The 23,210-nt window shown below is 64.6% G+C and carries 25 protein-coding genes and 1 pseudogene; 18 read left to right on the forward strand and 8 right to left on the reverse strand.

The window, feature by feature from the left end:
• Positions 1-43: 43 nt before the first annotated feature.
• The 3 genes from CK215_RS18705 to CK215_RS18710 are packed head-to-tail and all read left to right on the forward strand — an operon-like array spanning position 44 to position 1,178.
• A complete protein-coding gene (locus tag CK215_RS18705; protein WP_066991933.1) occupies positions 44-406 on the forward strand; it encodes a YkvA family protein in 363 nt (120 codons plus the stop codon).
• Entirely contained in the window at positions 403-612 is a 210-nt protein-coding gene (locus tag CK215_RS30800; protein ID WP_127214559.1) for a hypothetical protein, read from the forward strand. The genes CK215_RS18705 and CK215_RS30800 overlap by 4 nt, the downstream gene beginning before the upstream one ends.
• Positions 613-671: 59 nt before the next feature.
• Positions 672-1,178, forward strand: a complete 507-nt coding sequence (locus CK215_RS18710; RefSeq protein WP_066991787.1) for an invasion associated locus B family protein — start codon at positions 672-674, stop codon at positions 1,176-1,178.
• 98 nt (positions 1,179-1,276) lie between these two features.
• On the opposite strand, the gene CK215_RS18715 is transcribed toward CK215_RS18710, so the two are convergent.
• Together CK215_RS18715 and CK215_RS18720 are read right to left on the reverse strand one after the other, a co-directional pair.
• Positions 1,277-2,623, reverse strand: coding sequence for a chloride channel protein (locus tag CK215_RS18715; protein ID WP_095831784.1), 1,347 nt, complete (start codon positions 2,621-2,623; stop codon positions 1,277-1,279).
• Between the two features lie 181 nt (positions 2,624-2,804).
• Positions 2,805-3,104, reverse strand: a complete 300-nt coding sequence (locus tag CK215_RS18720) for a hypothetical protein (RefSeq protein ID WP_067323700.1) — start codon at positions 3,102-3,104, stop codon at positions 2,805-2,807.
• Between the two features lie 225 nt (positions 3,105-3,329).
• Here CK215_RS18720 and rlmN point away from each other — a divergent pair, with 225 nt between their 5' ends.
• Both rlmN and CK215_RS18730 read left to right on the forward strand, forming a co-directional pair.
• Positions 3,330-4,565, forward strand: coding sequence for a 23S rRNA (adenine(2503)-C(2))-methyltransferase RlmN (rlmN, locus tag CK215_RS18725; RefSeq protein ID WP_095831785.1), 1,236 nt, complete (start codon positions 3,330-3,332; stop codon positions 4,563-4,565).
• Positions 4,562-5,023, forward strand: a complete 462-nt coding sequence (locus CK215_RS18730) for a hypothetical protein (RefSeq protein WP_095831786.1) — start codon at positions 4,562-4,564, stop codon at positions 5,021-5,023. The genes rlmN and CK215_RS18730 overlap by 4 nt, the downstream gene beginning before the upstream one ends.
• Positions 5,024-5,037: 14 nt before the next feature.
• Here the strand turns inward: CK215_RS18730 and CK215_RS18735 are convergent, their stop codons facing one another.
• Positions 5,038-5,679 (reverse strand): LysE family translocator, encoded by a 642-nt coding sequence (locus tag CK215_RS18735; protein WP_095799628.1) that lies wholly within the window; start codon positions 5,677-5,679, stop codon positions 5,038-5,040.
• 180 nt (positions 5,680-5,859) lie between these two features.
• Between CK215_RS18735 and CK215_RS18740 the strand changes: the two genes are divergently transcribed.
• Positions 5,860-7,083, forward strand: a complete 1,224-nt coding sequence (locus CK215_RS18740; protein WP_095831787.1) for an argininosuccinate synthase — start codon at positions 5,860-5,862, stop codon at positions 7,081-7,083.
• Positions 7,084-7,341: 258 nt separating this feature from the next.
• Entirely contained in the window at positions 7,342-7,833 is a 492-nt protein-coding gene (locus CK215_RS18745) for a hypothetical protein (RefSeq protein WP_245418733.1), read from the forward strand.
• A 112-nt stretch (positions 7,834-7,945) separates the two neighbouring features.
• Here the strand turns inward: CK215_RS18745 and CK215_RS18750 are convergent, their stop codons facing one another.
• Positions 7,946-8,743 (reverse strand): lytic transglycosylase domain-containing protein, encoded by a 798-nt coding sequence (locus tag CK215_RS18750; RefSeq protein WP_066991813.1) that lies wholly within the window; start codon positions 8,741-8,743, stop codon positions 7,946-7,948.
• Positions 8,744-9,210: 467 nt separating this feature from the next.
• On the opposite strand from CK215_RS18750, the gene CK215_RS18760 reads away from it, so the two are divergent.
• On the forward strand, positions 9,211-10,305 hold the full coding sequence (locus CK215_RS18760) for a putative zinc-binding metallopeptidase (protein WP_095831788.1): 1,095 nt from the start codon (positions 9,211-9,213) through the stop codon (positions 10,303-10,305).
• 64 nt (positions 10,306-10,369) lie between these two features.
• Entirely contained in the window at positions 10,370-10,975 is a 606-nt protein-coding gene (locus tag CK215_RS18765) for a DUF1236 domain-containing protein (RefSeq protein WP_095831789.1), read from the forward strand.
• Between the two features lie 186 nt (positions 10,976-11,161).
• Here the strand turns inward: CK215_RS18765 and CK215_RS18770 are convergent, their stop codons facing one another.
• Positions 11,162-12,100 carry a tyrosine recombinase XerC gene (locus tag CK215_RS18770; protein ID WP_095831790.1) on the reverse strand — a complete coding sequence of 313 codons (939 nt, stop codon included), beginning with the start codon at positions 12,098-12,100 and terminating at the stop codon, positions 11,162-11,164.
• Between the two features lie 98 nt (positions 12,101-12,198).
• Between CK215_RS18770 and rimM the strand changes: the two genes are divergently transcribed.
• Together rimM and trmD are read left to right on the forward strand one after the other, a co-directional pair.
• Positions 12,199-12,795, forward strand: coding sequence for a ribosome maturation factor RimM (gene rimM, locus CK215_RS18775; RefSeq protein WP_095831822.1), 597 nt, complete (start codon positions 12,199-12,201; stop codon positions 12,793-12,795).
• Positions 12,792-13,493, forward strand: coding sequence for a tRNA (guanosine(37)-N1)-methyltransferase TrmD (gene trmD / locus CK215_RS18780; protein ID WP_095831791.1), 702 nt, complete (start codon positions 12,792-12,794; stop codon positions 13,491-13,493). Before rimM ends, trmD begins: the two co-directional genes overlap by 4 nt.
• Here the strand turns inward: trmD and CK215_RS18785 are convergent.
• The gene (locus CK215_RS18785; RefSeq protein ID WP_067323718.1) at positions 13,475-14,227 is read right to left on the reverse strand and encodes a sulfite exporter TauE/SafE family protein; all 753 of its coding nucleotides are present in this window, start codon (positions 14,225-14,227) and stop codon (positions 13,475-13,477) included. The two genes, trmD and CK215_RS18785, sit on opposite strands and share 19 nt — an antisense overlap.
• Before the next feature lie 321 nt (positions 14,228-14,548).
• Here CK215_RS18785 and rplS point away from each other — a divergent pair, with 321 nt between their 5' ends.
• From rplS to leuC, 5 genes are all read left to right on the forward strand, one after another.
• Positions 14,549-15,067: a 50S ribosomal protein L19 gene (gene rplS, locus CK215_RS18790; protein WP_040974610.1), complete on the forward strand. Its 519-nt coding sequence runs from the start codon at positions 14,549-14,551 to the stop codon at positions 15,065-15,067.
• 343 nt (positions 15,068-15,410) lie between these two features.
• A complete protein-coding gene (locus CK215_RS18800) occupies positions 15,411-16,208 on the forward strand; it encodes a transporter substrate-binding domain-containing protein (protein WP_095831792.1) in 798 nt (265 codons plus the stop codon).
• A 266-nt stretch (positions 16,209-16,474) separates the two neighbouring features.
• Positions 16,475-17,287 carry an amino acid ABC transporter permease gene (locus tag CK215_RS18810; RefSeq protein ID WP_095799636.1) on the forward strand — a complete coding sequence of 271 codons (813 nt, stop codon included), beginning with the start codon at positions 16,475-16,477 and terminating at the stop codon, positions 17,285-17,287.
• 57 nt (positions 17,288-17,344) lie between these two features.
• Positions 17,345-17,980 (forward strand): class I SAM-dependent methyltransferase, encoded by a 636-nt coding sequence (locus CK215_RS18815; protein WP_095831793.1) that lies wholly within the window; start codon positions 17,345-17,347, stop codon positions 17,978-17,980.
• Between the two features lie 280 nt (positions 17,981-18,260).
• Entirely contained in the window at positions 18,261-19,670 is a 1,410-nt protein-coding gene (gene leuC, locus CK215_RS18825) for a 3-isopropylmalate dehydratase large subunit (protein ID WP_066991840.1), read from the forward strand.
• A gap of 60 nt (positions 19,671-19,730) precedes the next feature.
• Here the strand turns inward: leuC and CK215_RS18830 are convergent, their stop codons facing one another.
• Complete coding sequence (locus CK215_RS18830; protein ID WP_066991843.1) at positions 19,731-20,045, reverse strand: hypothetical protein; 315 nt, start codon at positions 20,043-20,045, stop codon at positions 19,731-19,733.
• A gap of 126 nt (positions 20,046-20,171) precedes the next feature.
• Here CK215_RS18830 and CK215_RS18835 point away from each other — a divergent pair, with 126 nt between their 5' ends.
• Positions 20,172-21,365, forward strand: coding sequence for a GGDEF domain-containing protein (locus CK215_RS18835; RefSeq protein WP_095831794.1), 1,194 nt, complete (start codon positions 20,172-20,174; stop codon positions 21,363-21,365).
• Positions 21,366-21,479: 114 nt separating this feature from the next.
• Positions 21,480-22,680 (forward strand): annotated as a pseudogene (locus tag CK215_RS18840) (GGDEF domain-containing protein).
• On the opposite strand, the gene CK215_RS18845 reads toward CK215_RS18840, so the two are convergent.
• Positions 22,664-23,017, reverse strand: coding sequence for a hypothetical protein (locus tag CK215_RS18845; RefSeq protein ID WP_095779929.1), 354 nt, complete (start codon positions 23,015-23,017; stop codon positions 22,664-22,666). The pseudogene CK215_RS18840 and the gene CK215_RS18845 sit on opposite strands and share 17 nt — an antisense overlap.
• Positions 23,018-23,210 lie beyond the last annotated feature (193 nt).

The following is a 23,210-nucleotide window of genomic DNA, read 5'->3' on the forward strand; positions in this document are numbered from 1 at the left end:
CGGTGGCCGCAACGCAAGCTGGCGCGTGGCCGAGGAGAGATTGATGGCGCAGGAATCCCGTTTCGATTTCTTTGGCTTCGGCGACAGGCTCGCCGGCGAAGGCGAGGTGCGCGAGAAGTTCTGGCGCACCGCCAAGAAGGCTGCCCGGCAGATACCGTTCATGGAGGAGGTGGTCGCCGCCTACTATTGCGCCATGGACAAGGACACGCCGCTGCGCACCAAGGGTACCCTGCTTGCCGCGCTCGGCTATTTCGTGCTGCCGGTGGATTTCATCCCCGACTTCGTACTCGGTCTCGGGTTCACCGATGACCTTGCCGTGCTTACCGCGGCGATCACCGCCGTCAGCGCCCATATCACGCCGGCGCACCGGCAGGCCGCCAGGGACGCCCTCGCCGACAAAGGTTGATCCTGGCTGACTTTTCGCCACAACGAAACCGCGAAACCGCCCGCGCGAAAAGACAAACTCTTGCCGCTTTCGTGCCCTCCAAGTTCGCGCCGGGACATCGCGACCGCCGCGTGGAAGCGGCGGCGCGAATGGCGGCGGTTTCCTGGGGTGAGTTCCTTTTGTTGGGAAAAATTCACCGTTTGGTAACCCTGATTAAATCAAAATGAAGCGACGGCAGGACGCCATGCGGCCGGCCTCCGCACCATTTCGGAATACGGGAAGAACGATGCGCGGATTGATTGCTACAGTTTCCAGCCTGGTCCTGGCGGCCGCCTTCGCGGCGCCGGCGCTGGCGCAGCAGGCGACCAAGATCGGCCAGCACAACGCGTGGGGCACCTACAGCTATCAGTCGGCAGGCGGCAAGGTCTGTTATGTGCTGACGGTGCCGACCGACAAGCAGCCGCCGAAGCTCGACCATGGCGACATGTTCTTCTTCGTCAGCCAGCGGCCCGGGCAGCAGGTGTCCTATGAGCCGCAGTTCATCGCCGGCTACAACTTCCAGGAAGGCTCCAAGGCCACCGTCACCATCGACAAGAAGTCCTTCTCGATGTTCACCCGCGGCAAGTCGGCCTGGGTCGAGAACGCCGCTGAAGAGCCGGTGCTGATCGCCGCCATGAAGACGGGCACCGACATGAAGGTGCAGGCGAAGTCCGGCCGCGGCAACCCGACTTCCTACGTCTTTTCGCTGAAGGGCATCTCGGCCGCGCTGGCCTCGATCGCCAAGTGCAAATAGGCTGAGGCTCCCTTGGCGGAGGATAGCAATATCGAAGTCCGTGTTCCGCAAATGCGGCCAGGGACAAGCGACTAAGGCGACAGCGCCAAGCTCGCCATTCAGCCTTGCTGCTCGACGGCCCTGCGCCGCCTGATCGCCTCGGCGATGAACACGCGTGACAGCGCGTGATAGAGCGGCTCGTTGGAAATCAGCCGCGCCGTGCCGTAGCCCAGCATCGCCGCGCACATCAGCGCGATGACGTTGTCGTGGTTGCCGGTCATTTCGAGGATGATGACGAAGGCCGTCATCGGCGCCTGCACGACGCCGGCGAAATAGCCGGCCATGCCGAGCAGCGCGGCGAGGCCTGTGCCTGCGCCGAACGCCAGGCCAAGCGTGCTGCCGAGGCCGGCGCCCACCGCCAGCGACGGCGCGAAGATGCCGCCCGGAATGCCCGACACCATCGACAGCACGCCGGCGGCGAATTTTTCCAGGAAGAAGAACGCCGGTAGCGGCGCGCCTTCGACGGCGCCGCGGGCCTGAGCGTAGCCGGTTCCGAAGGTAAGGCCGCCCGAGACGAGACCGATCGCGGCAACCCCCAGGCCGCAGATGCCTGCCACGAGCAGCGCGCGCCACAATGGCTGCAGGCCATTCCAGCGTCGGACGCGTCGCGTGATCTTCAGCGCCAACAGCGAAAACAGCGCGCCGAAGCCGCCGCCGATGACGCCGCAGGCAATCACCAGCGGCCAGTCGGTGGCGAAGGCCACCGTGTCCCTGGCGACGCCGAAATAGGTGTAGTTGCCGAGCAGGCCGAGCGAGGCGAGGCCGGCGAGGATCACCGCCGTCAGCACCAGCCCGTTGGTGCGCGACTCATAGGCGCGACCCATCTCCTCGATGGCGAAGACGATGCCGGCGAGCGGCGTGTTGAAGGCGGCGGCGACGCCGGCAGCCGAGCCGGCCAGGATCAGGCCGCGCGCCTGCGCCATGCCGCCCCAGCGCGCCGCCTGAAGCATGAGCGAGGCGCCGACCTGCACCGTCGGGCCCTCGCGGCCGATCGATCCGCCGCAGGCGAGACCGATGACGGTAAGCGCAACCTTGCCCGCTGCCAGGCGCAGCGAAAGAAGATGGCCGCGATCCTCGTCATCGCGCAGGTGACGGGCAGCGATCGCCTGCGGAATGCCGCTGCCTTGCGATCCCGGAAAGAAGGAATGGGCAAGCCAGGCGCAAATCACGAAGCCCGCGGGCGTCATGACCAGCGGCAAATAAAAGCGCCAGCTGCCGCTATCGCCGCCGGTGACGACGTGGAACAGCGCCTGCGCCCGGTCGGCCAGCATGGCGAACAGCACGCTGATCAACCCGATCGAGATGGCGCCGGCCCAGAACACAAGGCGCGGCTGCCAGACGCGGCGCGACGCCCACATAGCCTGCGAGCGCCGCAGCATCGGGTATCTACGCGATATGCCGGCCATGCCTGTCCTCTGGGTGATGACCCGCCCCTAGCACACTGAGAGGGAGGATCAAGCCTGCGAGGTCAGGTCAGGTCGAGGCGAGCGACGAAAATCGGAGATCGAGGAGCCAGGGCAGGACCGCGGTTTGGATATCCCGCCGGCCTGCGCCGGCGGGCAGCAGGGTTGGCGAGTCCGACCACTCTCACATCGCCATCTTTTCACATTCGGCCTGGGCCTTCTTGGTCGACGTATCGATCATGTAGGCTTTGCCTTTGGCGTCGGTGATTATCATCATGCAATGCTTGATCGGCTTCGCCATTTTCATCATTTCGGCGCTCATCTTGGCGTCAGGCATCATGGTGCCCATATGGCCGTCGGGCATGATCGCCGTCATTTGCCCACCCTTCATCATGGTCATCGTGCCCATCGTATCCTCGGCAAACGCCTGCGAGGCAAAAAGGCTTGCGAGACCGGCGATGGCAACAAGCTTGATCGAATGCATTCCGCGTACTCCCATTTCTGCAAGGGCATGCTCGCCCCTTTCAGGTTCGCGGGTGCGCTTCGAGCTGTTACGTCAACACGAATTTGTGATCTCAGCCGGGGCGGGAATAGCGACACCGGCCGCCTGTGCCGCCGACATGACTCCGGTCGCAAGCTGTGCTATGCGCGCGTTTCATTTCAGGCACGATGCTGAAATCGGCCGCAAACCGCTTATATTGGCGCAACCATGACCCTTTCATTCGATCTGACCGCCGAAGGCGCTCGCGACGCCTTGCGCGCCCGCGCCACGCCGGCCGAAAAGCCGTCGCTGATCGGTCTGACGCGTGCCGAGCTTGGCGCCGCTCTGGTTGAGGCCGGCATCGTGCCGGAGCGCCAGGCGAAGATGCGCGCCCAGCAGCTCTGGCACTGGATGTATGTGCGCGGGGTCTCCGACTTCGCCCATATGTTCAACATCTCCAAGGATCTGCGCGCCGAGCTCGACAAGCATTTCACCGTCGCGCGGCCCGAGATCGTCGAGGAGCAGATCTCTTCCGACGGCACGCGCAAATGGCTGTTTCGCTTTCCGCCGCGCGGCGCCGGCCGTCCGGTCGAGATCGAGACCGTTTATATTCCGGAGGAAGGCCGCGGCACGCTCTGCATCTCCTCGCAGGTCGGCTGCACGCTGACCTGCTCTTTCTGCCACACCGGCACGCAGAAGCTGGTGCGCAACCTGACGACGGAAGAGATCCTGGCGCAGCTGCTTACCGCGCGCGACCGGCTCGGGGACTTCCCCGACCGCGACACGCCGGACGGCGCCATCGTGCCGGCCGAGGGCCGCAAGGTATCCAACATCGTCATGATGGGCATGGGCGAGCCGCTCTACAATTTCGAGGCGGTGAAGAAGGCGCTGCTGATCGCTTCCGACGGCGACGGACTTTCCCTGTCGAAAAGACGCATCACGCTGTCGACCTCGGGGGTCGTGCCGGAGATTGCCCGCACCGGCGAGGAGATCGGCGTTATGCTGGCGATCTCGCTGCATGCCACCAATGACGACCTGCGCGACCTGCTGGTGCCGATCAACAAGAAGTATCCGCTGAAGGAGCTGATCGCTGCCTGCCGCGCCTATCCGGGTCTCTCCAACGCCCGCCGCATCACCTTCGAATATGTGATGCTGAAGGACGTCAACGATTCCCTCGAGGACGCCAAGGCGCTGGTCAAGCTGCTCAAGGGCATTCCGGCCAAGATCAACCTGATCCCGTTCAACCCCTGGCCCGGCACCAACTATCAGTGCTCGGACTGGGAGACGATCGAGAAGTTCGCCGACTACATCAACAGTGCCGGCTATGCCTCACCGATCCGCACGCCGCGTGGCCGCGACATCCTCGCCGCCTGCGGCCAGCTCAAGTCGGAATCGGAACGCATGCGCAAGGTGGACCGGCTGGCGCTTGAAGCGATGATGATCGCGGGGCACGGCGAAGCGTGAGGCGTATCATCGCCTATCTCGTCCGCTTCGCCGCCATCCTGATCGGCTATGTCATCGCCTCGCTGGCGGCGAGCGCCTTTCTCAACGTGCTGTTCCTCGGCTATTTCGGCTATGCGCCGGAGCCCGGACATCAGACGATCGCGCCCGCGCTCTATTTTTCGGTGCCTTTCCTGGCACTGTTCGTCGCCTATTTCGGCTTCATGCCGGCGGCGATCGTCATCCTGATCGCGGAAGTGCTCGGCCGCCGCGACTGGCTGTTCTATGCGCTGGGCGGCGCCGTGATCGCCGTCGTCTTCCTCGGCTTCGCGCATAACATCGGCGACGGCGATTTCGATGTCGCCGACAACAATGTCAGGCTCGCGCTGATCGGCAGCGGCATGGTCGGCGGCATCTTCTACTGGCTCTCCGCCGGCCGATCTGCCGGCAGTTGGCGCCGCGAGCCGTTGCCGGAGCCCTGAACTCGGCGCGGGCTCTACTTCGCCTGTGCCGTCAGGATCTTGAGCGCGAAGGCCGAGAACACGCCGCCGAACAGATAGTCGACCACGCGCGTGACGCGCGGGCTCGCCTTCATCGCCGCCGCGAATTTCTCCGCCGCCAGCACCATCGGCGCCGTCACCGGGATCGACAGCACGATGAATGTGATGCCGAGGAAGAACAGCTTGCCGGGTGCGTTCGGGTCATGCGCGGAGACGAATTGCGGCAGGAACGTCATGAAGAACAGGATGATCTTCGGGTTGAGGAGATTGACCCCGAGCCCGGCCGCCCAGCTGCGGAACAGCGAGATTTGCGGTCCCGTCTTCTTCTCCGGCGAAAAGGCCGAGCCTTTGGCCACCGCCTGCCAGGCTAAAAACACCAGATAGCCGGCGCCGAAAATCTTCAGCGCAAAGAAGGCCATGGGAGAGGCCACGATCAGCGCCGAGACGCCGACCACCACCAGTGTGGTGTGGACCAACGTGCCGCATAGCGCGCCTGCCATCGAGGCGAAGCCGGTGGCGCGGCCCTGGCTCAGCGTACGCGACACGAACAGCGTCATGTCCGGTCCCGGCGTGATCGCCAGGATGACCGTGGCGATGGCGAACTGGATGAGCGTCGAAGTGTCGGGAATGAAGGACATGGGTCGCCTCGGAGTGGATCGCGCAGCTCTATAACGCGGCGATTTTTGCGTCGCCAGCGTCTGTTCAGGCAAACATCTGGCCCAGCCTGTGCCACCGGCAGGCATCTGTTCGTCTCTTGCGCCGCCCGGAAGGGCCGTGATACCTCGCCCGCAAAGCCCATCTCCCGCGGAACCGCCAAAATGTCCAAGACCAAAGACGTCAAGAAAGTCGTGCTCGCCTATTCCGGCGGCCTCGACACCTCCATCATCCTGAAATGGCTGCAGACCGACCTCGGCGCCGAAGTCGTCACTTTCACCGCCGATCTCGGCCAGGGCGGCGAGCTGGAGCCGGCGCGCCGCAAGGCCGAGATGATGGGCATCAAGGACATCCGCATCGTCGACGTGCGCGAGGAATTCGTTTCGGACTTCGTCTTCCCGATGTTCCGCGCCAACGCCGTCTATGAAGGTACATATCTGCTCGGGACTTCGATCGCCCGGCCGCTGATCTCCAAGCACCTGGTCGAGATCGCCAAAGAAACCGGTGCCGACGCCATCGCGCATGGCGCCACCGGCAAGGGCAACGACCAGGTCCGCTTCGAACTTTCGGCTTACGCGCTGAACCCCGACATCAAGGTCATCGCGCCGTGGCGGGACTGGTCGTTCAAGTCGCGCACCGATCTCATCAACTTCGCCGAGCAGCACCAGATCCCGGTGCCGAAGGACAAGCGCGGCGATGCGCCGTTCTCGGTCGACGCCAACCTTTTGCATTCCTCCTCGGAAGGCAAGGTGCTCGAGGATCCGTGGAGCGAGCCGCCGGAATTCGTCCACCAGCGTACCGTCTCGCCGATGGACGCGCCGGACGTCGTCACCGAGATCGAGATCGAGTTCCTGAAGGGCGATCCGATTGCGCTCAACGGCAAGAAGCTGTCGCCGGCGACCATGCTGGCCACGCTTAACGACCTCGGCCGCGACAACGGCATCGGCCGCCTCGACCTTGTCGAAAACCGTTTCGTCGGCATGAAGTCGCGCGGCGTCTACGAGACCCCCGGCGGCACCATCCTGATCGCTGCCCACCGGGCGATCGAATCGATCACGCTCGACCGCGGTGCCGCGCACCTCAAGGACGAATTCATGCCGCGCTACGCCGAGCTGATCTACAACGGCTTCTGGTTCTCGCCCGAGCGCGTGATGCTGCAGGCGATGATCGACAAGAGCCAGGAAGACGTCGAAGGCACGGTGCGGCTGAAGCTCTACAAGGGCAATGTCATCGTCACCGGCCGCAAGTCGAAGAAGACGCTCTATTCCGACGCGCTGGTCACCTTCGAGGACGACCGCGGCGCTTACGACCAGAAGGACGCCGCCGGCTTCATCCGTCTCAATGCGCTGCGGTTGCGGACGCTGGCGGCAAGGAACCGCGAAGGCTGATATCCGAACGTCGAAAGTTGAGATAAGCGGGAAAACCCGGCGGAGACGCCGGGTTTTAATTTCGCGTATCTAATCTAGAAAGGTTCAGACTACTTCAGAGAAATTATCGTTTGACCTTTCCGCCGCTCCAATTAAGTTCGCTAGCGGGATGCGGGGGGTTTTAACAGTGAAAAGTAGTATTTCTCTTCTGGTCGCGACGGCGTTGACCTTGATGACGTGCGCTCGCAAGCAGCCACGAAGCAGGCGTCTGCGGCTAATTTGGACGGGTGCATCTCCGCTGTCCATTTATGGAGCATCACGTTCAAGCACGAAATCGCCTCCTTCATGGGCGTCTCGCAGGAGCGCATGCCGGCCTTGTTCTGCCAGCGCATAGCCGAGGGGATACGCAGCGGCCGCATCAGCTACTCCGACATAAACAGGCTGCAGCTCGACCAGCCGACCGAAATCTGGTTGGTCATCAAGGGCAAGTCTAAGGCGGCTGCTGCGGCCACACCGGCGCCGCGGAACTCTAAATTCCGTACCTGCTCAAATGTTATCACCGGCTCCTTCGAGGTTGCCGCTTCCGAGAAATGCCCCTTAGGCGGCAGCTACTCGCAAGCTGCCGGAGTCCCGACGGTGATCGAGGACAGGCCAAAGGCGGCTACTCCAGCGCCGCGGAACCCCAAATTCCGTACATGCAACGGCACTACCGGTACCTTCCAGATTCCCGTTTCCCGGAAATGTCCATTGAGCGGTTACGCGAATGATTGAGAGTTAGGTGATGAGATCGAACCTGGTCGTTCCGGGTGGTTGGGTTTGATCCTTGCTCCGTAACAAAAAGCCCGGCGCAGGCCGGGCTTCTCCTCGGAATGGAGATTTTGCATCAGTTGGCGTCGATCGCCTCGGCGATGCGGGCGATGGCCTGCTGATAGACGCTTGCCGAATTCCAGCCGGCGATGGCGCCCATATTCGCCTCATATCCCGCGCCGGCCTGCCAGCCATGGGCTTTGAGGAAGTTGGCGGTGGAAGCCAGCGCCGTGTTCCTGTCGCGCAGATTTCCGTTGCCGACGCCATACTTCAGAACATTTCCGGGCAGGAACTGCGTATGGCCGATCTCGCCATGCATGGCGCCGACCGAGGAGGCGGTCAGCGCGCCGCGATCGACCAGCTTCAGGGCGGCGATGGCATGGGGGGTGAAATAGTCCGGGCGGCGGCAATCATAGGCCAGCGTCAGAATGGCGGAGACCGTGTTCTGGTTGCCCATCGACGCGCCGAAGCCGGTCTCCATGCCCCAGATCGCGAGCAGGACGCCCGGCGGCACACCGTAAGTCTGTTCGATTCTGTCGAACATCGCCGCATTCTGCTTCTTCAACGCACGGCCCTTGGAAATGATCGCGGCCCCGCCACGACGCTGCATGAACGCTTCCACCGAGCCGCTGAAAGCCTTGTGGATCGCGCGGTCGGCAGCGATCGTCCTTGTCGCGTAAGTCGCCCCGGCCAACGCGGACAGACCCCTCTGGCCCACGCCCTCGGCTTGTGCTTCCGCGGCAAATTGCTGTTTCCATGCGTCGAAGCCGGCGCCGTTCTTGCCGCAGCTGGCCGCGGCCTGCGCGCCTGTCGCCAGCCCGAAAGCCGCCACAACGGCGGCCATGAAAATCCTTCCCTTGGCAAAAAATGCCATATCGTTCTCCTGGTTGCCTGAATCACGTCCCGGCTGCAAATCTGCCAGTGAAGCGCCCGGTTGTCACCGCCCGCGCGGGCTGCGCGGCGCTTGAAGCTGGCGAATGCCGGGGAATTTGCCCACGATCAAGCATAAATTATGGCGCAAGGATTTATTGTGGCGTGTCTTGAGGGAAGACGTCGATATTGTGATCATTGGCGCAGGCTCGCCTATGCGGCTGCCCATCCCGGCCGTTCCGAAGCGCGCGCCACACTGATGCAGGCGGTAGCGGAGAAGATCTTCTGCGCCGGCGAGCATGTCGCCGGACCGCTCACCCAGGCTTTGTTGCGGCGCGACATTGTCAGGCGAAAGCGTGGCCAGGCGGGGCGTCGCCCTGCTCGCGACGAAATAGAAACGGAACGAGGGCCGGCGACGGGCGTTTGGGCGATGCCCAACTCCGGTGACCTTTTCCCGCGGTTCGATGACCGATGAAGCTGTTCGACTGCCCTCATTGCGGCCACCGTCTCTATTTCGAGAACGCGCAATGCCTGAACTGTTCAAGCCTGGTGCTTTACGATCCGGGGCGGGCGTGTTTCGTGCTTTCCGGCGGCGACGCCGTTCCATGCGGAAATGCCGACGAGTGCGCCTGCAACTGGCGGGCCGAGCCGGGCAGGATTTTCTGCCGCGCTTGCGCGCTCAACCAATTGATCCCCGACCTTTCGGTGGACGGCAACCGCCGGCGCTGGATCCGCGTCGAGGCGGCCAAGAAACGCGCCGTCTATTCGCTGCTCGCCTTCGGCCTGCCGGTCGCGCCCAAGGCCGGACCGCAGGACGAGGCCGGGCTCGCTTTCGACTTCCTCGCCGATCCGATCGGCGGCGGACCAGGCGGCGAGCGCATCCTGACCGGCCACGACAACGGCAGGATTACCCTCAACGTCGCCGAGGCCGATTCCGCCGAGCGCGAGCGGCGGCGCGTCGAGATGGGCGAGAACTACCGCACCTTGCTCGGCCACTTCCGCCACGAGCTCGGCCACTATTACTGGGATCGGCTGATCCGCGACGATCCCGAGCGACTTTCGGGCTTTCGCGCTCTGTTCGGCGACGAGCGGGTCGACTACGAGCAAGCGCTGAAGGCCCACTACGCCAACGGCGCGCCGCCGGACTGGGAGCAGCGCCACATCTCGGCCTATGCGGCGTCCCACCCCTGGGAAGACTGGGCCGAGACCTGGGCGCACCACCTGCACATCACCGACACGCTGGAGATGGTGCATGCGCTGAATTTTCCGCTCGGCCGGCTGGAGACAGTGGAAGCCAACGACCTGCCGCCTAGCGATACAGGGGGAGATCCGCTGCGGGAGCCCGCCGAACCCGATCCGGCGCCGGAACCGTTCGAAAGGATCCTCGCCCGCTGGCTGGTGCTGTCGGAGGCCTCCAATTCGATCAACCGCTGCATGGGTCTGCCCGACCTTTATCCCTTCGTCATTTCGGAGGTGACGGCGCAAAAACTGGCCTTCGTTCACCAGCTTTTGACCGACTTGCCCAAAACAAATGGAACAATTCGTGAGCAGGCGACGGCACTTTAGCCGGAACGCATAAGGTTCTGGTTCGTTTTCGAGCCCGAGGGAGCGTTGAGAACGGAGAGAAATCATGAAAAGTCTATTGTTTCCGGCACTTGCCGGTGCGCTGCTTGCCATGTCGGGCGCGGCGCTTGCCGACACGCCCGTCTCGGCAGTGACGGATCTGAATGTCCGCGCCGGCCCCGGCCCGCAATATCCCGTTATCGGCGTGCTGGCTGCCGGCCAGTCGGCGACGCTCAGAGGCTGCATCGAAGGCAGCAAATGGTGCACCATCGCCGAAGCCGGCGGCAAAGGTTGGGTCTATTCCGACTATGTGACTGCCGAATTCGGCGGCAGCCGTGTTGTCGTGACGCGCCGGCCGGCCGACGCCGGCATTGCCGTCGTGGCTCCGCCGACCGATGATATCTACACCACTGACACCTACACCGGCGCCATCGTTTCCGGCGACAATGCCATCGAGCCGATCGCCAGGCCGCCGGCCGAGGTCGGCACCTATGTCACCACGCACCGGGTCGATCCGGTCTATCTCGAGGGCGAAGTGGTGACCGGCGCGGTGCTGCCCGATACGGTCGAGCTGCGCGAGATCCCAGATTACAACTACCGCTATGTCTATGTGAACAACCAGCCGGCGCTGGTCGATCCGGGCACGCGGCGCATTGTCTACGTGATGCGCTGACCTAGGGTATTCGAGAGGCGGCCGCCGGGAAACGGGCGGCCGCCTTTCGAAGAATGTCAAGGTTGGGTCAGGCCACCTGCACCTGTTCGACAGCCGCCGATTTCGACCTGCAGCCACCATTTCAGGATACGCTCCGCTCGTTGTTCCGTCTTGGCACGAGGAAGGCGGGCGGCTTCGCCAAACGCTTCACGCCCTTGGATGCGCCCGGTCGTAGATGTCGAGCAGCCTTGCCGTATCGACGCCGGTATAGACCTGGGTGGTCGACAGGCTGGCATGGCCGAGCAGTTCCTGGATGGTGCGCAGGTCGCCGCCACGTCCGAGCAGATGCGTGGCGAAGGAATGGCGCAAGGCATGCGGCGTCGCGGTTTCCGGCAGGTTGAGGGCCGAGCGCAGCTTCGCCATCTCGCGCTGGACGATGGCCGGATTGAGCGGGCCGCCGCGAGCGCCGCGGAACAGCAGCTCTTTCGGATCGATGTGGAAGGGACACAGCCGCCGGTATTCGGCGACCGCCCTGAGCGCCACCGGCAGCACCGGCACCAGCCTTGTTTTGCCGCCCTTGCCGGTGATGCGCAGGACCGTGTCAGCCTCGGTGGCGAGATTGGCCCCGGCCAAGCCCAGCGCTTCCGAGATGCGCAGGCCGGAGCCGTAGAGCAGCGTCAGCACGGCGGCGTTGCGGGCGGCGATCCAGGGTTCCTCCGCCAGTTGGCCCTCGACAGTCACGACCTGCTTGGCATCGCTCGCCGTCAGCGGTTTCGGTAGCGATTTCGGCTGGCGCGGCGCGCGCAGGGCGGCCGCGCCCGCCGCGTTGACGAAGCCGCGCTTTTCGAGAAAGCGCAGCAGCGAACGGATGCCGGCCAGGCCGCGGCCGAGCGTGCGGGCGCCGGCGCCGCCATGGCGGCGCGCGGCGAGGAAGCCGCGCAGGTCGGCCGGCCGCAGGTCCGCGATATCGGAGATGCCGGGCGGGCCGCCGCAATGCCCGGTCAGAAAATGCAGGAACTGGCGCGTGTCGCGCTCATAGGCTTCGACCGTTTCGGGCGACAGCCGGCGCTCGCGCGCCAGCATCTTGAGCCAGCTCTCGCGCGCCGCCTGGAGGTCGGGTTTTGCCGGGATGAGGAATTCCTGCATGCCGGCATTTTCGGGCAGTCAGGTTAGGAAGCGGTGAAGAGCCGATCATTGAAATGGCGGCTTCAGAGGGTTAGAGCAGGGCAAAGGAAGTGATGCCGATGTCGAAGCTCGAGAACCCTGTACAGATGGCCGTGATCGGCGCCGCGCACGGCATCAAGGGCGAGTTGCGGGTGAAAACCTTCACCGGCGATCCGCTGGCGCTGGCCGACTACGGGCCGCTGCATGCCAAGGATGGCCGAGCCTTCCAGATCCTCGACATCCGGCCGGCCGGCACGGTCGTGGTGGTGCGCTTCAAGGGCGTCAGCGACCGCAACACGGCCGAGGCGCTTGCCGGCACGGAGCTGTTCGTCGACCGTTCGGTGCTGCCGGACGACGGCGAGGAGGACGAGTTCTACCATGCCGACCTCATCGGCCTTGAGGTGAGGGACGATACCGGCGTCATCGGCAGGGTCGTCGCCGTGCATGATTTCGGCGGCGGCGACATACTCGACGTCACGCTCGCGGGCCGCAAGGGCGTGCTGATCCCGTTCACGCAAGCCGCGGTGCCGCATGTGTCGATCGCCGACGGCTTCGTTCAGGTCGATCCCCTGGCGGCGGGGCTGGTCGAGGACGAGGATAGCGAAGCCGCCGGGCGGCCCGGTTTCGACCCGAAGGGCCGGCCGCGCGGACCGAAGGACGCCGGGGGCAACCGGTGAGCTTTGCCGCCTCGGTGCTGACGCTCTATCCGGAGATGTTTCCGGGTGCGCTTGGGCTTTCGCTCGCCGGCCGGGCGCTGGAAGCCGGCACCTGGTCGCTGGAAGCGATCCAGATCCGCGATTTCGCCACTGACCGGCATCGCACCGTCGACGATACGCCGGCCGGCGGCGGCGCCGGCATGGTGATGCGCGCCGACGTGCTGGCCAGGGTGATCGACCACGTTTCGCCGCAGGGCGATGAACGTCCAAGGTTGCTGATGAGCCCGCGTGGAAAACCGCTGACGCAGGCCCGGGTGCGCGAGCTCGCCGCCGGGCCGGGTGCCGTCATCCTGTGCGGCCGGTTTGAGGGCGTCGACCAGCGGCTGATCGAGGCGCGCGGTCTGGAGGAAGTCTCGATCGGCGATTTCATCCTGTCGGGCGGCGAGCCGGCCGCGCTGGTGCTGCTCGATGCGGTGGTGCGGCTGCTGCCGGGGGTGATGGGCAACGCCGTCTCGGGCGAGGAAGAAAGCTTTGAGAACGGCCTGCTCGAGCATCCGCATTACACGCGGCCGCAGGAGTTCGAGGGCAGGCAAATCCCCGAAGTGCTGACCTCCGGCAATCATAAGAAGATCGCCGCGTGGCGTCGCGCCGAGGCTGAGAAGCTGACGCGGGAGCGCCGGCCCGATCTGCTGGCCGGTGCTCAGCCCTTGGTGAAGTAATAAAAGGCCAGAAACAGGCCGACGGCGACGACGAAGCCGCGCACGACACCTTGCGGCACGCGCCTGGCGATCCACACCCCGGCATAGCCGCCCAGCGCCCCGCCGGGGATCATGACGATCGCCTGCGGCCAGGCGACGACGCCGCCCGAAACGAAAACCAGGATGGCGATAGCCGCGATGACCACCGCCAGCATGTTCTTCAACGCATTGAGCTTGTGGTAGTCGCCGGCCTGCGTCAGGCCGAGGGTGGCAAGCATCATCACGCCCATGCCGGCGCCGAAGAAGCCGCCATAGACCGAAGTCAGGAACTGCGCCAGCGACCCCGCGAGCGAGCCGACCGAGGCCTCGTGGTCCGGTCCGGCCGCCGGCTTCAGCCACGGACCGGCCGCGAACAGGGCGGTCGCGGCGATCAGCAGCCAGGGCACAAGCGCTCGGAAGGACGTGTTGGAGAGCGCCAGCAGAATGAGCGAACCGGCCAGCGCGCCAAAGCCTGATATCACGCAGAGCACAAGCGCCTGGCGCCAGAAATGCCTGATGTCGTCGAGATAGGCGAGCGTCGAGGTGATGTAGCCCGGAAACTGTGTCACCGAGGACGTTGCGTTGGCAACGATCGGCGGCAGGCCGACCAGCGTCATGGCACCGAAGGTGACGAAAGTGCCGCCGCCGGCGACGGCGTTCACCGCGCCCGAGACAAAGCCCGCGAAGAGGAGCAGGACGGCATCGAAGAATGTCATCGAGGGAGGCCTGGGAAATAGCTTTCTCCGACTTAGAAAGCTTGCATGGCGCGCGCAACCCGGCACGGCGGCAATATGATGGGCCCAAGTTTTCAAAAATTAGGCGTCAAAGGCGTGACAAAGCGCCGAAATAGCTGTATGTCGCCGCCCGAACCGGAAGAACGATCTTCCGGACCCGTCAACAAATGGCGGTGTAGCCGTCCCTGTCCGATGCCCCCGATTTGAATGTCTGGGCAAAGGACATAGCCGAGCGGTCATTGGAACTGCAAGGCAAGTCGAGGACGCTCTGGCTGTCGGAAGAACAAGAAGTGGATATTTGAGATGGATCTCATCCGTCAGCTCGAGGCCGAGCAGGCCGCCAAGATCGAAGCCAAGCGCAAGCTGCCCGAATTCCAGCCTGGCGACACCGTGCGCGTCCAGGTGCGCGTCACCGAAGGCAGCCGCACCCGCGTCCAGGCCTATGAGGGCGTCGTCATCGCCCGTTCCGGCTCCGGCTTCCAGGAGAATTTCACCGTCCGCAAGATTTCCTACGGCGAAGGCGTCGAGCGCGTGTTCCCGGTCTACTCGCCGATGGTCGAAGGCGTCGAGATCGTGCGCCGTGGCAAGGTGCGCCGCGCCAAGCTCTATTACCTGCGCGACCGTCGCGGCAAGTCGGCCCGCATTTCGGAAAACACCGGCGTGCGCGCCCGCAAGCTGAACGATGAAGAGCGTGATGCGCTGAACGCCGAACGCGCCCGCATCGAGGCCGAGAAGGTCGCCGCCGCCGAGGCGCTGGCTGCTGAGAAAGCCGCGCAGGACGCCGCCGAGAAGAAGGCTGCGGAGTCTGCGTCGGCCGAATAAGGCGCTTCCGCAGATTGTTTGGAAAGGCGGCTTCGGCCGCCTTTTTCGTTTGGATGTGCAAGCGGCGCTTGCCTGCAGCATGCCGCCGGAACGCGCCGAGCTGAAAGCCCTGCATGGCACGCTGACCCGGCTGGTCGCCGGGTTGCGCGAAGCGGTTGCGGATTCCGCGGATGGTCCGTCGCAGGCTGGGTTCGGGAAGCGTGCCGATCAGAGCATGGGAATCCGCTTTGGCGCTCATCGGTGCAGCGGATCGGCTTGCAAGGCGCTTGCGGAAAGCTAAAGTCGGCGCCGGTTTTTCTCTTGGGGCGAGCGTAGCGCCGCCAGTCACGTTCGGGAGTTCGTCATGATCAAGTCGAAACTGCTGCTGGCCGGCCTATTGGCCTGCCTTCTCGCGCCCGCTGCGGCGCTCGCCGACACGCTGCCCGATCTCGGCGCCAGAAAGGTCGTGGTGGTGACCGAAAACGCTTACCCGCCGCTGCAGTTCATCGACAAGAAGACCGGCAAGCAGATCGGCTGGGAATATGACGCGATGGATGAGATCGCCAAGCGGCTGAATTTCAAGGTTGAGTACCAGAACACCTCCTGGGACGCGATGATCCAGGCCGTTTCCGACAACCAGTACAATATCGGCATGACCGGCATCACCATCAAGGACGAACGCAAGGCGAAGGTCGACTTCTCGGACCCTTACATGCGCTCGGAGCAGTTCATGCTGGTGCGCGGCGACGAGAGCCGCTTCGCCGACGCCAAGAGCTTTGCCGCCTTCAAGGACGGGCTGATCGGCGCGCAGGCCGGCACGACGCCCTTCTACACCGCCGTCTACAGCGTGCTCGACGGCAATGAGCAGAACCCGCGCATAAAATTGTTCGAGACCTTCGGCGCCAGCGTGCAGGCGCTGAAGTCCGGCGATGTCGACGTGGTGCTGACCGACGGCACCGCCGGCAAGGGCTATGTCGACGCCTCCGAGGGCAAGCTGAAGCTGATCGGCGGGCCGCTCGGCAGCGAGGATTTCGGCTTCATCTTCCCCAAGGGCTCGGACCTGGTGAAGCCGGTCAACGCCGCGATCGCCGCGCTCAAGGCCGATGGCACGCTCGATGCGCTGAACAAGAAGTGGTTCCTCGACTACAAGATGGGGCAGTAGGCTCCTTTGCTGCGAATGATCGGCGACGGCGGCGGGCGGAAAACCGCGAAAGTCTCATTCCTTCCCACCCCCCTCTGTCCTACCGGACATCTCCCCCGCAAGGGGGGAGATTGGCTGTCGCCTTCGCTTTCGCAAATTGCCGACGTTGCAAGAAGAGCGCCGGCGACAAAGCTGCTGATCTTCCCTCCTGCGGGGGAGATGCCCGGCAGCGCAGAGGGGGCTGTACCGGAACGCGGCCTTCGAAACGATGCTGGCGGCACATCCTGATGACCGCCACGACGTCCACCGCCAAATCCGAATTCCCCTGGTGGCTGGCCGCAGCGGCCGTTCTGGCGCTCGCCGCGGCGCTGGCCATCGCCGCCAGCGACCTTTATGCCGAGGTCTTCGCCACCGTCGCCAAGGGCATCGGCATCACCGTCTTCGTCACCGTGGTCGGCTTCGCGCTGGCCTCGGCGCTTGGACTCGGCATCGCGCTGATGGCCTTGTCGGGGTCGCAATGGCTGCGCCAGATCGCGCGCTTCTACGTCGAGATCATCCGCGGCGTGCCGATCCTGGTGCTGCTGTTCTGGATCGCTTTTGCCGGGGCGCCGGCATTCGTCGCGGCGTGGAACGCGCTGACGGCACCGCTGCAGAGCGCCGGCTGGATCGGCGAGCTCCTGGTGCGCGACATCTCGCTTCTGTGGCGCGCCATCATGGCTCTGACCATCGGCTATTCGGCCTTCATCTCGGAAGTGTTCCGGGCCGGCATCCTTTCGGTCGAGAAGGGTCAGATCGAGGCGGCCAAGGCGCTCGGGCTGACGCGCGTGCAGCGCTTCCGGCTGATTGTCTTTCCGCAGGCGATCCGCACCATCCTGCCGCCGCTCGGCAACGACTTCGTCGCCATGGTCAAGGACTCCTCGCTGGTCTCGGTGCTGGGCGTTGCAGACATCACGCAGATCGGCAAGGTCTATGCCGCCGGCTCGTTCCGCTTCTTCGAGACCTATTCGATCGTCGCCTATATCTATCTGATCTTGACGGTCGGCCTGTCGCTGGCGCTGCGGGCGCTCGAGAAACGGCTGCGACGGCAGCATGAGCAATAGCCCCCGGGCCAAGAGCGCGCTACGCTTGCTGGGTTGGTAACGTCCAGGAACTGACCCATGAATTTCGACAAGGCCAATATGGCGCTGGACTCCGTCTATTCAGCCGAGACGCCGGAGGCGCTCGCCAAGGCCTATGCCGAATGGGCGGCGACCTATGACGGCGAGACCGCCTCGCTCGGCTATCTGCTGCCCTTCCTCATCACCGCCTGGGTGGCGCGGCATGTGCCGGCGGGCGAAGGCCCGCTGCTCGACGCCGGCTGCGGCACCGGCCTGTCCGGGCCGTCATTGAAAGCGCTGGGCTATGGCGACATCGCCGGCCTCGACCTTTCCGACGACATGCTGAAGATCGCAGGCAGCCGCAATGCATACAGCGAGCTGAAGAAGGCGATGCTCGGCGGTCCGCTGCCCTGGCCCGACAGTCATTTCCGCGCCTTCTTCTCGACCGGCGTCTTCACCATCGGCCACGCGCCGGCCGAGGGCCTGCATGAGCTGGTGCGCATCACGAAGAGCGGCGGCCACGCCATCTTCACCGTGCGCGACCAGGTTTTTGAGAGCGGCGGCTTCCAGGCGGTGTTCGACGCACTCAGGCAGGCAAGGAAATGGCGGCTGGCCGAGGAAAGCCCGTGGTTCCGCTGCTATGCGATCGGCGACCCGGGCGCGCTGGTGAAGACTTTTGTGTTCGAGGTGCTGTGAGCGCGGCTTCCCCTTCTCCCACAAGGGGAGAAGGCAAAGCTACCGCAATTGCCGAAAAGCCAAAACGTTGATATGAGCAGCGCCATGGAAGAGCTTTTCGGCGATCCGGCCTATAAGGGTTTCGTGCTGCAGGACAGGAAGCGCCTGCCGTCGCGATTTGCCGCGCGCGTCTGCGGCGCGCTCACCAGCCGACTTAGCTGAGGCGACTTATCCGATCGCTTCGCCGGTCAGAAGCCCCGGCGCCAGCTTTTGCCATTCTCATATCGACGGATTTACGCACATGAGCGCACCGCGCACCCTCTACGACAAGATCTTCGACGACCATGTCGTCGACCGCCAGGACGACGGAACCTGCCTGCTCTATATCGACCGCCACCTCGTCCACGAGGTCACCAGCCCGCAGGCCTTCGAAGGCCTGCGCATGAGCGGCCGAGACGTTCGCCATCCTGAGAAGACGCTCGCCGTGGTCGACCACAACGTGCCGACCTCGCCCGAGCGCAAGTTCGGCATCAAGAACGAGGAAAGCCGCATCCAGGTCGAGGCGCTGGCCAAGAATGCCAAGGATTTCGGCATCGAATATTATTCGGAGAACGACGTCCGCCAGGGCATCGTCCACATCATCGGGCCGGAGCAAGGCTTCACGCTGCCCGGCATGACCATTGTCTGCGGCGACAGCCACACCTCCACGCACGGTGCGTTCGGCGCGCTGGCGCACGGCATCGGCACTTCGGAAGTCGAGCATGTGCTGGCGACGCAAACTTTGATCCAGCGCAAGGCCAAGAACATGCTGGTGCGCGTTGACGGCCAGCTTCCGGAAGGCGTCACCGCCAAGGACATCATCCTCGCCATCATCGGCGAGATCGGCACCGCCGGCGGCACCGGCTACGTCATCGAATATGCCGGAGAGGCGATCCGCTCGCTGTCGATGGAAGGCCGCATGACGATCTGCAACATGTCGATCGAAGGCGGTGCGCGCGCCGGCTTGATCGCGCCGGACGAGACCACCTTCGCCTATGTGAAGGACAAGCCGCGCGCGCCGAAGGGCGCCGCCTGGGACGCCGCGCTTGCCTACTGGAAGACGCTGCATTCCGACGAAGGTGCGCATTTCGACAAGGTGGTCGTGCTCGATGCGCAAAAACTGCCGCCGATCGTCTCCTGGGGCTCCTCGCCCGAGGATGTCGTCTCGGTGCAGGGTTTCGTGCCGAATCCGGCCGACATCGCCGACGAGAACAAGCGTTCCTCGAAGCTGCGCGCGCTCGACTATATGGGGCTGACGCCCGGAACCAAGATCACCGACATCACGCTCGACCGCGTCTTCATCGGGTCCTGCACCAATGGCCGCATCGAGGACCTGCGCGCCGCCGCCAAGGTGGTCGAGGGCAAGAAGGTCAATCCGCGCGTGAACGCCATGATCGTGCCGGGCTCCGGCCTGGTGAAGGAGCAGGCCGAAGCCGAAGGGCTCGACAAGATCTTCGTCGCCGCGGGCTTCGACTGGCGCGAGCCCGGTTGCTCGATGTGCCTGGCGATGAACGACGACCGGCTGAAGCCGCATGAGCGCTGCGCCTCGACCTCGAACCGCAATTTCGAGGGCCGGCAGGGTTTTAAGGGCCGCACCCATCTGGTCTCGCCGGCCATGGCGGCGGCGGCGGCAATCGCCGGCCATTTCGTCGATATCCGCGACTGGAAGTAACGGCCTGCCGCGGAGGCGATCAAAGGCCCGGAGCGCACCGCGTTCCGGGCCTTTTGTCGCTCAGCGGTCGCCGAGCCGGATAATCTCGTGGAACTCCTCACGTCGGCCAGGCTCGTCGGCAGCGACGATCAGCGCCAGTTGCTGCTCGTCGAAAATCTTGAACCACTCGTCCCATTCGACCAGCTCGTAGCCGCCGGCGTTGGGAGGCCGCTCCGGGCGGTCGTCGTCCTCATAGGCGTTCTGGCCAAAAACCAGGCGCAGCATGGGTTGCGTGCCGGCCTCGGGCGAAATGTCGACAATGGCCGGAAATCCGGCGCGCGCCGCCGCCCAGGAACGGATCGCATCGTGCTCGGTCAGGGTGATTGTACCGGCCATAGGCGTTCTCCTGTTTTGTGTTGAGAACGCCGGCCTCCCGGAGCTGTTCCGTGCCGTCGCTTAACCGCTTGTTTGTGCTTCCGGACTAGCATCTCCCCCTGGGTAACTTGGGGAAGTCACGGTCCGTTGGACACCGGTCTGCTCATAGCGCTGCTCAATCCGACGATAGCGCTGGCGCTCGGCGCTGCGTTCCTCGTGCTGTGGTTCTATCAGCGCCATCGTCCGTATCTGGCGGTGCTGGCGGCGAGCTACTGCCTGTCGGCGTCGGGTTTCCTGCTGCAATATTTCACGCTGCCGCTCGGCATCGTGGCGACCAAGCTGATCTCCAACATATGTTTCACGATAGCCGCCTGCTGCCTTTCCGGCGCGATCATCGCCCGCTACGGCCGGCGCGTGCCCTATTTCGGCATCGGGCTCATGGCCGGCGGCGGGCTCGCCGCCTTCGCATGGTTCATGTTCGTCGAGCCGGATCTTACCTGGCGCGTGCTCAGCATGAATTTCGGCTTCGGCGGCCTGAGCCTGCTCGTCGCCGTCGAGCTCAGGACAGTGCGCAACAATGGCCCTGAGAAAATCCTGTTCGCGCTGGCCCTGCTTTCCGCGCTGAACTTCACCGCCCGTACCCTGATCGTCGTCATCGCGCATGGACCGTTCCCAAGCTATGACGGCTTCTACGGCTCGTCCTACTGGACGACGGCGCTGCTCTCGCACGCGCTTCTGTCGCTTTTGATCGCGCTCTGCCTGTTCACGGCGGCCGCCCTCGATGTGCTGAAGGCACTGAAGGCCGAGACGCACACCGACCCGTTGTCCGGCCTTCTCAACCGGCGCGGCTTCGAGGACCGGGCAGCACTTCTGCTCGATCAATGCGCCAAGGCCGGGTTTCCCGTCGCGTTGGTGCTTGCCGACCTCGATCACTTCAAGGCGCTCAATGACCAGCACGGACATGAGGCGGGCGACCGAGTGATTGCCGATTTCGCTGCCAAGCTGCGCTTTGCCACCGGTGCGCGCGGCGCAGCGGGGCGCATCGGCGGCGAGGAGTTCGCCGTGCTTCTGCCGCTCAGTGATCTCGCCGCGGCGCGCCTTTTCGCCGAAGCGATCCGCACTTTCTATTCGGCCGGAGCCGTCGACGGCCTGCCGCCCGGCACCAGGGTGACAGCGAGCTTCGGCGTTGCGGCCCGCAGCGGCGCGGAAGGTCTGGCGCCGCTGATGCGGCGCGCCGACGAGGCGCTCTACAAGGCCAAGAGGAATGGCCGTGACAGCGTCCGCCTTTCCTACGAGCGCCCCGAAACCGCCTTCGTGCCCGAAGCGGTGAGCGTCGGCTGAAATCGGAGACTCCAGAGCACCTGACAACAGCCAGCATCCCCGCCCGAAGGCATGCGGCGTTAACGTGTTTTTCGCCCGTCGATGGTTTTCTGCCCGGGGGGCTTCGAAGGGAACATGGGCAGCGCTGATTTCATCCTGATGATCAATCTCGTCGTCGCCGGGCTGTTGGCCGCGGCCTTCGTGGCGATCGCCGTCCACGACGTCGGGCGTGTGTCGGCGCGCTGGCTGGCTTTCGGCTATTTGCTCGGCATGGCCTATTTCGCCATCGAGTTCAGTATCCCCGCTTTTGCCGATGCCCGGCTGCCGGTTGTCATGGCCTTCGCTGTCTTCCTCGGCGCGACCATCGCCTTCAACGGCGGGGTTGCCCACAAATATGGCGTGACGCCGCCCTGGGCGCCGATGCTGGTCTTCCTGGCCGTGGCCTCGGCCGCCGTCTATCTGGTGCAGGACCTGCCGCGATACTCGCTCACCCGCATGTTGGCCTATCAGCTTCCTTATGCGGCCATGCAGTGCACCGCGCTTGGCATCGTGCTGTCCTCCAGGCAGCGGCTCGAGCGGCTCGATCACCTCCTGATGCTCGTGCTCGCGGCAAGCGCCCTGCAGTTCGCATCAAAGCCTTTCATCGCCGGCGCGTTGGGCGGCTGGGGCGTCAATCCGCAATCCTATGTGCAGACGGGTTATGCGCTGGTGTCGCAGTCGCTTGGCACCGTGTTCGGTCTGGCGCTGGCGCTGCTCGCGCTCGCTATCCTGGTGCGCGACGTGCTGGCCGAGGCGATGTCGAAATCGGAGACGGACACGCTGTCGCGGCTCCTCAACCGCGGCGGTTTCGAACGCCATGCCGAGCTGGCGTTGCGCGATGCGGTGCGCCGGGGCGTACCGGTGGCGCTGGTCATCGCCGACCTCGACCACTTCAAGAGGATCAACGACAGCTACGGCCATGCCTGCGGCGATCGTGTCATCGAGACGTTCGCAGGCTTGCTGCGCGAGGCGGCGGCCGAGCATCACGTCGCCGGCCGCATCGGCGGCGAGGAATTCGCCATCATCCTGCCCGGTACCAACCTCACTGCCGCGCGATTGTTCGCGGAAGGCGCGCGCAGCGCGTTTGGCGGGCTGCCGATCGAGGGCCTGCCCGCCGAGCATCGCTGCAGCGCGAGCTTCGGCGTCGCCGAGTGCCGTGGCTGAGGATTTTTCAGATCTGCTGCGGCGCGCCGATGAAGCGCTTTACGCGGCCAAGAATGCCGGCCGCGACTGCGTGCGCGTCTCGCTCGGGACCGCGCGCCGGCAGTTCCCGGCGGCGGTCAGCGGCAGGGGCTGAGGTTGGGCATCTCGCCGTCGGAGAGGCCGTACATATAGGAACGGCCCTTGATGAAGACCGGCGGCTGGTAGCAGCCCGGGGCACCGGCTGCGTCGGAATCGTAGATGACGTCGGGCTGGCCGGCGCCGGTGAAGTTCGAGAGCTGCTTGGCGTGCCGGCCCTCGCCGACGATGATGCGCTTATAGCCGGCGGCGCTGTCGATGACGAGATTGCCGAAGGAATCGGCATAGACGCGGTCATGATGGCGCAGGCCGGCTTCGGCCGGCACAGCAATGGCGGTGGCAAGTCCAGCCAGCGTCGCGACCGCCAGGCCTGCCCGCACTGAATTCGAACGCATGTCGCTCTCCCTTGGACGGTGCGACCCTCGGGATCGCCCTGCAAACGTCGTGCGAATCGGAAATTAACCCTTTCTTAACCTTTGTTAAGGGGCAGACAGGCTTCAGGAGGGGAACTTAATGAACATGGTTAATTTCGGCGCCTTGGCTCCACTCCGTCCATCGCCCCGCCCCGGCCCAGCTGACCCAGGCGAG

This window comes from Mesorhizobium sp. WSM3864 (assembly GCF_002294955.1).
GTDB lineage: Bacteria > Pseudomonadota > Alphaproteobacteria > Rhizobiales > Rhizobiaceae > Mesorhizobium.